We start from the raw sequence: 11,879 nt of genomic DNA, 5'->3' as shown, positions 1-11,879 counted from the left end.
CAACACCACACCGATGCGCCTGCTGGCAGCAGCCACATTGCTGACAGCGCTGGCAGCCTGCAGCCCGACGGTGCCGATTCTGCAGCCACAGGCCCAGGCCAAGCTACCGGACAAGTGGCCTCAGGAGTGGACAAAAAAACAAGAGAACGCTGCGGCAGCAAATACGGCATCGATTACCTGGCAAGACTTCTACCTTGACCAAAACCTGCAGGAGCTGATTCGCGCAGCTCTTGCCCACAATCAGGACCAGCGCCTCGCATTGCTGCGTGTGCAGGAGGCCCAGGCCGCCTACGACATACAGAGTGCGGCTCGACTGCCGACGATCGGCCTGGGCAGCAGTCATGGCAGAGCACGTGTTCCCGCCGACCTCAACGCCAGCGGCCGCTCCGTCGTCGCCGGCGATCAGCAAGTCTTTGTCGGCCTCAACAGCTGGGAACTCGATCTCTGGGGCCGTGTCAAAAGTCTCAGCGAGGCTGCTTTAGGCAATTATCTGGCGCTGGATGCCACGCAGCATGCGGTTCAATCCAGTCTCGTCAAGCAGGTCGCACTGAATTATCTGGCTCTGCGCAGTCTGGATGAACGCCTGGCCCTGACCCAGCGCACGATTGCCAGCCGAGAGGAATCGCTGCGCATCTTCAAGCGCCGCACCGAGGTGGGCTCCACCTCTCGCTATGCGCTCACGCAGGTACAGACTCTGGTTCACCAGGCCAAGGCCATAGGCACTCAGTTGGCACAGCAGCGCGCGCTGCAGGCCAATGCACTGCAGCAGCTCACGGGGATGGATGCAGACCGCTTGCCGCAAAGCAGCTCCACCGCCGTGATCCTGAAACCGATTCCCGAAGGCCTGCCGTCCGATCTGCTGACACAGCGCCCCGACATCATTGCCGCCGAGTACGGCCTGCAGGCAGCCAAGGCCAATGTGTCTGCCGCGCGCGCTGCGTTTTTGCCTCGCATCGCCCTGACCGGCAGCTGGGGCACGGCCAGTGCGGAGCTCGACGGCCTGTTCAGAAGCGGCAGCCGTGCCTGGCAGTTTGCTCCCACGATTTCGCTACCGATCTTTGACGGCGGCCAGCGCCAGGCCAACCTGAATCTGCAGGCCGTGCGACAGAACATGGCGGTTGTCCAGTACGAAAAAGCCATAGAGACAGCAATGCGCGAAGTGCTGGACGCACTGTCCAGCCGCACCATGCTCGAGCAGCAGCTCGTGGTTCTGACCGATCAGCGCGCTGCACTCAAGGAACGCGCCCGACTGGCCCGGCTGCGCTATGACCAGGGAGCCTCGCCCTATCTCGATGTGCTGGATGCCGAACGCGACCTGCTCAGTGCCGAGCAGCAACTGGTTCAGGGCCGCGAAGCCCTGTTGTCCACCCAGGTCGCTCTCTATGCCGCTTTGGGTGGAGGCTACTTTGCTCAAGGCCAGAGCAGCCCCCCCAGCCCTGCAGCCCTCCAACCTTGACCTGCGAATCCATGTCCATGAACAAGAAATTGACCATCGCCGCGCTCATCGTTGCCGCCGCCGCCCTGGGCGCCTATGGCTGGCAGCAATGGCGCAGCGCACAGGCCTCCGAAGGCCTGGTCAGCGGCAACGGCCGCATCGAAGCCACCGAAATCGACGTCGCCACCAAATACGCCGGCCGCATCGCAGAAATCCTGGTGCAGGAAGGCGAGTTCGTGAAAGCCGGTCAGCCACTGGCGCGCATGCAGATCGAGAGCCTGCAGGCCCAGCAGCGCGAAGCCATCGCCGGTCGTGAGCGCGCCTCTCATGCGGTGACTTCGGCACGCGCCGAAATCGCGCTGCGCGAAAGCCAGTACGCGGCCACCATGGCCACTGTGGCCCAGCGCGAAGCCGAACTGGATGCAGCGCTGCGCCGCGTCAAACGCTCCGAGACACTGGCCCGCGAAGGTGCTTCATCGGAGCAGGAACTGGACGACGACCGGGCCCGGGTCCGCGGCGCCCAGGCCGCGCTCAAGGCCGCCCAGGCCCAGGCCACGGCAGCCAAGGCAGCGATCGACGCGGCCAAGGCCCAGACCATAGGTGCGGAATCGGCGGTGACGGCCGCTGCCGCCACCGTCCAGCGCATCGATGCCGATGTGAAGGACAGCGAACTCACCGCCCCGCGCGACGGCCGCGTGCAATACCGGCTGGCCCAGCCCGGCGAGGTGATCGGCGCCGGCGGCAAGGTGCTGAACATGGTGGATGTCTCGGACGTCTACATCAGCTTCTTCCTGCCCGAGACCGTGGCAGGCCGAGTGGCCCTTGGCACCGAGGTGCGCATCGTGCTGGATGCGGCTCCGCAATATGTGATCCCGGCTCAGGTGTCCTTTGTCGCCAGCACCGCCCAATTCACGCCCAAGACCGTGGAGACGGCCAGCGAAAGACAGAAGCTGATGTTCCGCGTCAAGGCACGTATTGCACCGGATCTGCTGCAAAAGCACCTGACTCAAGTCAAGACAGGCCTGCCCGGCGTGGCCTGGATCAAGCTCGATAAAGAGCGCGAATGGCCGGCCAAGCTGGAGCTGCGCACCGGCGACGCGTCGGCCTCGTGAACGTTGCGGTCCCATTTGCCATGACCCAGCATGTAGCCACCTTGCGCGATGTGACGCTCGCCTACGGCAAGACGCAGGCGCTGCGCGGACTGAGCCTGGAGATTCCTGCAGGCATCATGGTCGGCCTGATCGGCCCTGACGGCGTGGGCAAGTCAAGCCTGTTGTCTTTGATTGCCGGAGCGCGCGCCCTGCAGGGCGGCGAGATACAGGTGCTTGGCGGCGACATGCGCAGCAAAAAGCACCGTGATGCCGTCTGCCCCCGCATTGCCTACATGCCTCAGGGCCTGGGCAAGAACCTCTACCCCACGCTGTCGGTGGAAGAGAATCTGCAGTTCTTCGGGCGCCTTTTCGGTCATGACGCGGCCGAGCGCCGGGCGCGCATCGACGATCTGACCCAGAGCACCGGACTGCAGAAATTCCTCTCCCGCCCTGCCGGCAAGCTCTCGGGCGGCATGAAGCAGAAGCTGGCGCTGTGCTGCGCCCTCATCCACGACCCCGACCTGCTGATTCTCGACGAGCCCACGACCGGCGTGGATCCGCTGGCGCGCGCGCAGTTCTGGGATCTGATCAACCGCATCCGCGGCCAGCGCCCGCAGATGAGCGTGATCGTGGCCACTGCCTATATGGACGAGGCCCAGCGCTTCGACTGGCTGGCGGCCATGGATGACGGCCTGATTCTGGCCACCGGCACCCCCGCCGAGCTGCTGGCGCGCACCGGCATGCCGGCGCTGGAAGCCGCGTTCATCGCGCTGCTGCCCGAGGAGAAGAAACGCGGCCATGCCGCCGTGGTGATCCCTGCACTGCAGACCAGCGATGACGACATCGCCATCGAGGCACGCGATCTCACCATGCGCTTTGGCGACTTTGTGGCCGTGGACCATGTGAATTTCCGTATCCGGCGCGGCGAGATCTTCGGCTTTCTGGGCTCCAACGGCTGCGGCAAATCGACCACCATGAAGATGCTGACCGGGCTGCTGCCCGCCAGCGAGGGCGATGCCTGGCTGTTTGGCAAGAAGATCGATCCGCATGATGTGGCCACGCGCCGGCGCGTGGGCTATATGTCGCAGGCCTTCTCGCTCTACGGCGAGCTGACCGTGCTGCAGAACCTGGTGCTGCACGCCGAACTCTTCCACGTGGATCCGGCCGAGATCCCGGCGCGGGTCGAGGAAATGCTCACCCGTTTCGGGCTCACCGAAGTACGCGAGACGCTGCCCGGCAATATCCCGCTGGGCATGCGCCAGCGCCTGTCGCTGGCCGTGGCCATGGTGCACAAGCCGGAGCTGCTGATTCTCGACGAGCCCACTTCGGGCGTGGACCCCGTGGCTCGCGATCAGTTCTGGCGCCTGCTGATCGAGCTCTCGCGCCGCGACCGCGTGACCATCTTCATCTCCACGCACTTCATGAACGAAGCCGAGCGCTGCGACCGCATGTCCATGATGCATGCGGGCAAGGTGCTGGACAGCGACAGGCCGGCAGCACTGACCGCCAAGCGCGGTGCGGCCACACTGGAGGAGGCCTTCATCGGCTATCTGGTGGAGGCCTCGGGCGAGGCAGCGCCCGTGCTCGATATCAAAAAGGAAGCTGCTGGCGCTGACTCAGACTTATCCCCAGCATCAAAAGTATCTGATACCAATACAGATAAAGCGCAGCAAGCTCCTGTTTCAGAAGCACACAAAGGCCCTGGCTTCAGCCTGCAACGCTTGTGGAGCTATCTGTGGCGCGAGGCGCTGGAGCTGCAGCGTGATCCCGTGCGCGCCACGCTGGCCCTGGTGGGCTCGCTGGTGCTGATGGTGGTGATCGGCTTCGGCATCAGCATGGACGTCGAAGACCTGAAGTTTGCCGTGCTCGACCGCGATCAGAGCACCATCAGCCAGAACTATGTGAACAATCTCGCAGGCTCGCGCTATTTCATTGAAATGCCTCCCATCCAGGATTACGCGGACCTGGACCGGCGCATGAAGAGCGGCGAGCTGGCGCTGGCCATCGAGATACCGCCCGGCTTCGGCCGTGACGTGCTGCGCGGCTCGAAGGTTGCCGTGGGCGCCTGGTTCGACGGCGCCATGCCCCAGCGCGGCGAGACCGTCAAAGGCTATGTCCAGGCCATGCACCAGCTGTGGCTGGTGCAGCAGGCGCGCGAGCGACTGGGCATTCAGCTAGCCAGCCAGGTCAGCCTGGAAACCCGCTTTCGCTACAACCCCGATGTGAAAAGCCTGCCCGCCATGGTGCCGGCCGTGATTCCGCTGCTGCTGATGATGCTGCCCGCCATGCTCACGGCCCTGGCCGTGGTGCGGGAAAAGGAACTGGGCTCCATCGTGAATCTGTACGTCACTCCCGTGACCCGCATCGAGTTTCTGCTGGGCAAGCAGCTGCCTTATGTGGTGCTGGCCATGCTGAATTTCTTTCTGATGTGTGCCATGGCGGTATTCGTGTTCGGCGTGCCCATGACCGGCAGCTTCCCCCTGCTCGTCATGGCCGCCCTGCTCTTCAGCGTCATTGCCACGGGCATGGGACTGCTGGCCTCTGCCGTCACCAGCAGCCAGATTGCCGCCATGTTCTTTGCCATGCTGGGCACCTTGATTCCGGCCACGCAGTTCTCGGGGCTGACCGATCCCGTATCTTCGCTCGAAGGCGCCGGTCGCTGGATTGGCGAGATCTACCCGGCCACCTATATGTTCGCCATCAGCCGCGGCGTCTTCAACAAGGCGCTGGGCCTGCACGATCTGGCGCCTACCTTGCTGCCGCTGCTGATCGCCGTTCCCGTGATCATGGGCGTGGCCATCTGGGCCCTGCCCAAGCAGGAAAAATGATGAAGCTCCCCCTGAGCTGCTGCGCAGCCTCCCCCTCTCTCGCTAACGCGGGAGGGGGACGACAGCCTCGCTGCGGGGCGGCCCTTGCTCGCTGTCCTGGCGGTGGGGCAGCGCCAGTTTCAGCAGCAGCCCTCGTTTTCGTCATGGAGAAACACCATGTGGCATAGCCTGAAAAATATCTGGCGCCTGGGCGTCAAGGAGCTGTGGAGCCTGTGGCGCGACCCGGTGATGCTGGTGCTCATCGTCTACACCTTCACGGCCTCGGTGTACACCGCGGCCACGGCCATGCCCGATACGCTGCACAAGGCGCCGATTGCCATCGTCGACGAAGACCAGTCGCCACTGTCCGCACGCATCACCTCGGCGTTCTACCCGCCTCAGTTCATGCCACCGCAGATGGTGGATTTCAGCCATGTGGATCCCGGGCTGGATGCAGGTGACTTCACCTTCTCGCTGACCATTCCTCCCAACTTCCAGCGCGATGTGCTGGCCGGCAGAAAGGCCGAGCTGCAGCTGAACGTGGATGCCACGCGCATGAGCCAGGCGTTCTCCGGCAGCGGATATGTGCAGCAGATCGTGCTGGCCGAAGTCAACGAGTTCGTGCAGCGTCACCGGGGAGCCAGCGCACTGCCCGTGGACCTGGAGCTGCGCGCCCGCTTCAATCCCGGACTGAACAAGATCTGGTTCGGCGGGCTGATGCAGATCATCAACAACGTCACCATGCTCTCCATCATCCTCACGGGCGCGGCGCTGATCCGCGAACGCGAGCACGGCACCATCGAGCATCTGCTGGTCATGCCCGTGACGCCTACCGAGATCATGCTGGCCAAGGTCTGGTCCATGGGCGCCGTGGTGCTGCTGGCGGCAGGTGTCTCGCTCAATCTGGTCGTGCGCGGCGCGCTCAAGGTGCCCATCGAAGGCAGTCTGCTGCTGTTCATGGCAGGCTCGGCCCTGTGCCTGTTCGCAACCACGGCCATGGGCATCTTTCTGGCCACTGTTGCGCGCAGCATGCCGCAGTTCGGCCTGCTGATGGTGTTGACGCTGCTGCCGCTGCAATTGCTGTCTGGCGGCATGACACCCCGCGAATCCATGCCCCAGCTGGTGCAGGATGTGATGCTGTTCGCCCCCACCACGCACTTTGTGGAGCTGGGTCAGGCGATTCTGTATCGCGGCGCCGGCATAGAAACTGTATGGAAGCCCTTTCTGTGGCTGGCGGGAATCGGCGCCGTGCTGTTCTGGCTGTCGCTGATGCGGTTCAGAAAAACCTTGTCAAGCATGGCCTGAGTTGTGGCCGGGCGCCACGGCAACCATGGCGGGCGTATCGCCTGTTTCTGCTGAAAGTTTTTTCCTTCCAACCCCAAAGCCTCGGCCCATGCCATTCACCACTGAAGAACGCCAATCCCTGCTTGCCCTCAAGGGCGTGGGACCGACGGTACTGAGCCGGCTGGAATCCCTGGGCTACGGCTCGTTTGCCCAGTTGCGTCAGGCCAACGCCCTGGACATCGTCGCCAAGGTCTCGGCCCTCACCGGCTCCAGCTGCTGGAAGAACAGCCCTCAGGCACGCGCCGCCATCCAGGCAAACATCGATGCGGCCAGGCAGCATCCGGCGCAAGAGAGCGAAGCCATTCGGTAAGGCGGCAACCGCCCAGTCTCTGCTCTGGGCCGCCATGAATACCTGCATGGCGTCAAAAAGACTATGAGTCCGCGAGAAGCTGCACCGTATCGCGGGCGGCCACCCACTCCTCATTCGTGGGTTCAACCCCCACCAGTACCCGGCTGTCTGCAGATGAAATGACCGGTGCATGGGCTGCATTGGCCTGGTCATCCAGCCCCAGGCCCAGCCACGCCAGATCGGCGCAGACGCGGGCGCGAATCTCCTCGCTGTGCTCGCCAATGCCCGCCGTGAACACCAGCATGTCCAGCCCGCCCAGCGCAGCGACCAGAGAACCGATCTCGCGCACGATGCGGCGTACAAAGAGGTCCAGCGCGATGCGCGCCCGCTCGCCAGCCTCACCTGAATCCCGGACATGGCGCAGGATCACGCGCGGCTCGGACGAGATGCCCGACACGCCCAGCAGCCCCGAGTCGTGATAGAGCAGACGCCCTACCTCTTGAAGCGTCAGCTTTTCGATCTCCATCAGATAGAGCACGGCTCCCGGGTCCAGCGCCCCGGTGCGCGTGCCCATCATCAATCCGTCCAGGGCCGAGAAGCCCATGGTGGTAGCCACGCTTTGCAGCTGCTGCATGCCGCACAGACTGGCGCCGCTGCCCAGATGGGCGGCGATGGTGCGGCCCCTGGCCCTGTCGCCATGACGCTCGGCCAGCGCGGTCGCCATATAGGCATACGAAAGTCCGTGAAAGCCATAGCGGCGCACGCCGCGCTGCCACCATTCGTAGGGCAGTGGCAGGATCTGTTCCACCTTGGGCAGGCTGTGATGAAAGCCGGTATCAAAGCAGGCAATCTGCACGATGTCGGGGCGCTCGCGCAACAGGATCTCGATGGCCTCCAGCGCAAACGGCTGATGCAGCGGTGCCAGCGGCACATAGCTGCGCAAGTCTCGCAGCACGCCTGCATCGATGCGGGTGGACTCGAAATACTTGCTGCCGCCATGCACCACCCGATGGGCGATCGCCGCCACGGGCCGGTCCTCGAGCCGGGCCGTGATGCGCTCGCGGATGATGCGCAGCGCATCGCGATACGGATGCTCTGTGTCCAGTTCAATGGCAAAGGGCTGGACGCCGGTTTCTCCGAAGTCGGGACCGGGCCCGCCAATCCCCTGCACCTTGCCGTTCCACAGAGGCTTGCGCGGCAGCGGGTGAGCGGCCTCGAATACGGCGAACTTGATGCTCGACGAGCCGCAGTTCAGGACGATGATGACGGAATTGCTCATGCCAGGGCCTTTGTCTGCCGACGGGACAGAGACTGCAGCGTTTGCCAGTTCGGTGCCATCGGCCATGTATTTCAGGGCGGCGTCTGCCGGTAGTGATGTGCGAGCAGCAGCGCAATCGCACAGGATGCAATGCGGGATTCGCGCGAGTCCGCCCGGCTGGTCAGCACGATGGGCACCTTGGCGCCAAGCACGATGCCTGCGCTGGCAGCGCCGCCCAGGTACATGAGCTGCTTGGCCAGCATATTGCCGCTTTCCAGATCGGGCACCAGCAGGATGTCGGCCTGACCGGCCACTGGCGAAGCGATGCCCTTGGTACGCGCGGCCTCGATGGAGACTGCATTGTCGAAAGCCAGCGGCCCGTCCAGCACGCCTCCGGTGATCTGGCCCCGGTCGGCCATCTTGCACAGTGCAGCAGCATCCAGTGTCGCGGGCATGTTGGGGTTGACCGTCTCGACGGCGGCGAGGATGGCGAGCCTGGGCCTTGCCACACCCAGAACCTGTGCCAGCTCGATGGCATTGCGCGCGATATCGGCCTTCTGCAACAGATCGGGGGCCAGATTGATGGCCGCATCGGTGACGATGAAGGGGCGTGGGTAGCTGGCCGTCTGCAACACAAAGCAATGGCTGACACGCCTCTTGGTGCGCAACCCGGCACTGCCGGCAACAACAGCCGCCATCAGCTCGTCGGTGTGCAGGCTGCCTTTCATCAGTGCCTCGACTTCGCCGCTGGCGGCAAGTCTGGCACCACGCTCGGCTGCTGCATGACTGTGCGGCACGTCCTCGATGCGCAGGCCCTGCAGCACGAAACCCTGCGCCAGCGCAATCGCTTCGAGCCTGGCGCGCGGAGCGATCAGGACCGGCTCGATCAGCCCCAGCCGATGCGCATCAAGCGCGGCGGACAGGCTGGTGGCATCGCAGGGATGGACGACCCCCACGCGAACCGGCGGCAGTTCCTTGACAGCCGCCAGCAGCCGGGTCAGGCCGTGATGCGAGGTAACGTCAAGCGGCTGTGCCGCGCCGCCTGATGGCATGGAAACCGCTTGCTGCGAGGCTGGCTGCCGGGGCTGCGCATCGTGGGCGCAGAGCAGCGTCAGCGTGCTCGCGTCACGGGAGGCAACGGTGACGCGCAGGCTGTCGCCGACGTTTATGCCCTCAAACGGCTGCAGCGTCATGTCTGGGCTCGGTTGACTCATCGCACTCCTTTCTTGCCGCGTGGTGCGGCCGGTTTACGTCGCGCAGCAGCCGCAGCCCGCTGGGGAGCTGCAGGAGTCTGCACTGGAGCCGGCGCCAGCTCCAGAGGCTCCTGGATCCGGGGCTGCTGCGCCAGCACGGCCTGCTCGAACAAGGCCTGCACCTGCTGCAAGGCATGTCTCACGGCATCATCCTCTGCGCCGGGCTCCTTATCGATGGCTGCCATCTGGGTGATGGCTTCGCCGGCCTTGCGGATGGTGTCGGCAGGCGTGTTCTTCAGCAGGCCTGGAATGGCTTCAATGGCGGCGCTGCCGCATTGCCTCATCACCAGGGTCTGCTCGCGGATGGCGGCTCGCAGCTCGGCCAGACTCCAGCGCCCAGGTGCTTGCTGCTCCAGCAATTGCGCAGCCAGGTGGTAGTAGCGCTCGTCCACCGCGGGACGCCGGGAGAGCACGCTCAGCAAGCCGCGCAACGTGGCCTCGAGCACGCCCCCCTGATCCACACTGCTCTCGATCTGTCGCTGCCTGCCCGCCATCAGCGCCAGATGCTCGGGGGTGGAGCCAGGATGCTGGCGCACTGCCGCGCTCTCGCCATAAGCATGTCCAGCCAGCGCCTGCATGAGCGGCGAGCCATAGAGCATGTCGAACCACAAGGCGTAGATATGGTCGCGCCGGTCGCGGAAATCATCGAGAGCGCGATCCAGTGCGGCCGAGCACCGCTGCTGCATCTGCAACCAGGGATTGGCCTCATCCACGGGCTGGCGATGTTCGCGTATGTATTCGGCGCTGCTGCGTATCAGGCAAGCCAGCGGGTGCTGGCTGCTCCAGGCTTCAAATTGCAGGCGCATGGGATGCAAGGTCTGCAACCAGTGTGCCGATTGGGAAGTGCTCAGCGCACGCACCCAGGGTTGCCACATGCTGCGATACAGAGCCAGGTTGATGTCGGATACCCGGGCCGCCGCGTCGAAACGGCGATCGGACTCGGGATCGGGCTTGACGATATCGCGCACTTCATCGATGCCGCTGGCACGGATGCTCAACAGATAAGGATCATGGAGCAGCTTTTGCTCCTGCTTCGTGGCATCGTCAACGCTGGCGCGATAAATGCCTGCCGGCAGCAGATTGATCTGCTCGATGGCACTGGCGAACTTGCGGTGCTGCTTGCTGCCGACGGCGCCCGAAACAAAGATGCCCAGGTGGCCGATGCTGTCGTGCGTGCTGAAGATGATGGTCTGGTCGTGGCCGCGCACGTCGTCGTCACTGGCGTACAAATCGGTGATCCAGCCCAGAGCCTGGGCCGGCGGCGTGATGTTGTCGCCATAGGAGCAGAACACGAGGATGGGCGAGCGGATATTGCGCAGATCGATGCGCACCCCGTCCGATGTCAGCAACTGGGCCGTCGACAGCCTGTTGCCTATGAACAGCTTGTCGACGATGTACTGCATCTCCACATCGTTGAGGAAGACATAGCCGCCCCAGTATTTCTCGAAGTCTATATAGCGCTCGGCTTCGGTGTCGGCATTTGCATAGACCTTGTACTGCTTGCTCCAGAGCGTGTTGGCCGGATCGAGCTGCTCGAAGTTCTGCACCAGATGGGCGCCGTCGAAGCGGCCGTGACCCAGATCGCTGGCCAGAGCCGTCATCCAGCTGCCCCCGAGAAGTCCGCCCGAATAACGCATGGGATTGTCACCGGCCCAGTACGACAGGGGCGCTCCGGCAACAATGATGGGCCCGAACAGCTCGGGCCAGACAGCGGCCGTCATCAGGATCTGCCAGCCCGCCTGGCAGTTGCCGATGACCGCCGGCTTTCCCTCACTCTCGGGGTGAAGCTCGGCCACGCGACGCATGAACGCGGCCTCGGCACGCATCACATCTTCCACCGTTTGACCAGGTACGGGATCAGGCAGAAAACCGACGAAGTAGCAAGGGTGACCAGCCTCCAGCGCAGCACCGATCTCGCTGTGGGGCTTGAAGCCACCAATGCCCGGGCCATGCCCGGCACGCGGATCTATCACGACGAATGGACGCTTGGCGGGGTCGGCAGGCCGGTCTTCGGACGCCTGAATGCGCACCAGGCCATAGTTGACAGGTCTTGGGAGGTCCAGCCCCGACATCACGAGTTCCGCGGGGAAATGCAGCACGTTCGGCATCCTGGCCTCACGCTGGGCCCGGTACTGGTCGCCCACCTGCCGCTCGATGTCGGCATACAGCACGGCACGTTGAGCGGCGTCCACCGCATAGGCCCCGGCAGCCCTCCACCACGCAAAAGGATCAACAGACCCGTTGGTCGACGGACCGGCCCCGCTGGGTTTGCTCATGTCGTGCTCCCGAAGTCACAATCTTCTCGCTCAAGAAGATTCAAAAACAATAGCTCCCAGCGCTTTATGGTTCACCACAAAACGCCGAAAACATCGGATTTTTGCAATGGAGGGCCAGCTGACCAG

The 11,879-nt window shown here is 64.0% G+C and carries 8 protein-coding genes; 5 read left to right on the top strand and 3 right to left on the bottom strand.

All coding sequences use genetic code 11. From position 1 onward, the window contains the following. The first annotated feature begins 13 nt into the window (after positions 1-13). The 5 genes from EIC84_RS13880 (at position 14) to EIC84_RS13860 (ending at position 6,987) form a co-directional block, all read left to right on the top strand. A complete protein-coding gene (locus tag EIC84_RS13880) occupies positions 14-1,456 on the top strand; it encodes an efflux transporter outer membrane subunit (RefSeq protein ID WP_003067302.1) in 1,443 nt (480 codons plus the stop codon). A gap of 11 nt (positions 1,457-1,467) precedes the next feature. Then, positions 1,468-2,547 (top strand): HlyD family secretion protein, encoded by a 1,080-nt coding sequence (locus EIC84_RS13875; protein WP_034362613.1) that lies wholly within the window; start codon positions 1,468-1,470, stop codon positions 2,545-2,547. 20 nt (positions 2,548-2,567) lie between these two features. Beyond that, positions 2,568-5,354 carry a ribosome-associated ATPase/putative transporter RbbA gene (gene rbbA, locus EIC84_RS13870; RefSeq protein WP_034362615.1) on the top strand — a complete coding sequence of 929 codons (2,787 nt, stop codon included), beginning with the start codon at positions 2,568-2,570 and terminating at the stop codon, positions 5,352-5,354. A gap of 156 nt (positions 5,355-5,510) precedes the next feature. Then, on the top strand, positions 5,511-6,638 hold the full coding sequence (locus tag EIC84_RS13865; RefSeq protein WP_003067305.1) for an ABC transporter permease: 1,128 nt from the start codon (positions 5,511-5,513) through the stop codon (positions 6,636-6,638). An 88-nt stretch (positions 6,639-6,726) separates the two neighbouring features. Then, the gene (locus EIC84_RS13860) at positions 6,727-6,987 is read left to right on the top strand and encodes a hypothetical protein (RefSeq protein ID WP_003067306.1); all 261 of its coding nucleotides are present in this window, start codon (positions 6,727-6,729) and stop codon (positions 6,985-6,987) included. Positions 6,988-7,048: 61 nt separating this feature from the next. On the opposite strand, the gene EIC84_RS13855 is transcribed toward EIC84_RS13860, so the two are convergent. From EIC84_RS13855 to EIC84_RS13845, 3 genes are all read right to left on the bottom strand, one after another. Then, entirely contained in the window at positions 7,049-8,245 is a 1,197-nt protein-coding gene (locus EIC84_RS13855; protein ID WP_034362619.1) for an acetate/propionate family kinase, read from the bottom strand. 71 nt (positions 8,246-8,316) lie between these two features. Next, positions 8,317-9,438: a bifunctional enoyl-CoA hydratase/phosphate acetyltransferase gene (locus tag EIC84_RS13850; protein ID WP_080554197.1), complete on the bottom strand. Its 1,122-nt coding sequence runs from the start codon at positions 9,436-9,438 to the stop codon at positions 8,317-8,319. Further along, positions 9,435-11,753 carry a DUF3141 domain-containing protein gene (locus EIC84_RS13845; protein WP_034362600.1) on the bottom strand — a complete coding sequence of 773 codons (2,319 nt, stop codon included), beginning with the start codon at positions 11,751-11,753 and terminating at the stop codon, positions 9,435-9,437. The genes EIC84_RS13850 and EIC84_RS13845 overlap by 4 nt, the downstream gene beginning before the upstream one ends. Positions 11,754-11,879 lie beyond the last annotated feature (126 nt).

The organism is Comamonas sp. A23 (assembly GCF_004522605.1).
Taxonomy (GTDB): domain Bacteria; phylum Pseudomonadota; class Gammaproteobacteria; order Burkholderiales; family Burkholderiaceae_C; genus Comamonas; species Comamonas thiooxydans.
Note: the sequence above shows the minus strand (reverse complement) of the source record. Positions and strands in the feature narration are given on the sequence as shown.

Bases quoted from the DNA above. Each gene is read 5' to 3' on its own strand.
- EIC84_RS13880 (WP_003067302.1), top strand. From the start codon at position 14: ATGCGCCTGCTGGCAGCAGCCACATTGCTGACAGCGCTGGCAGCCTGC.
- EIC84_RS13875 (WP_034362613.1), top strand. From the start codon at position 1,468: ATGTCCATGAACAAGAAATTGACCATCGCCGCGCTCATCGTTGCCGCC.
- rbbA (WP_034362615.1), top strand. From the start codon at position 2,568: ATGACCCAGCATGTAGCCACCTTGCGCGATGTGACGCTCGCCTACGGC.
- EIC84_RS13865 (WP_003067305.1), top strand. From the start codon at position 5,511: ATGTGGCATAGCCTGAAAAATATCTGGCGCCTGGGCGTCAAGGAGCTG.
- EIC84_RS13860 (WP_003067306.1), top strand. From the start codon at position 6,727: ATGCCATTCACCACTGAAGAACGCCAATCCCTGCTTGCCCTCAAGGGC.
- EIC84_RS13855 (WP_034362619.1), bottom strand. From the start codon at position 8,245: ATGAGCAATTCCGTCATCATCGTCCTGAACTGCGGCTCGTCGAGCATC.
- EIC84_RS13850 (WP_080554197.1), bottom strand. From the start codon at position 9,438: ATGAGTCAACCGAGCCCAGACATGACGCTGCAGCCGTTTGAGGGCATA.
- EIC84_RS13845 (WP_034362600.1), bottom strand. From the start codon at position 11,753: ATGAGCAAACCCAGCGGGGCCGGTCCGTCGACCAACGGGTCTGTTGAT.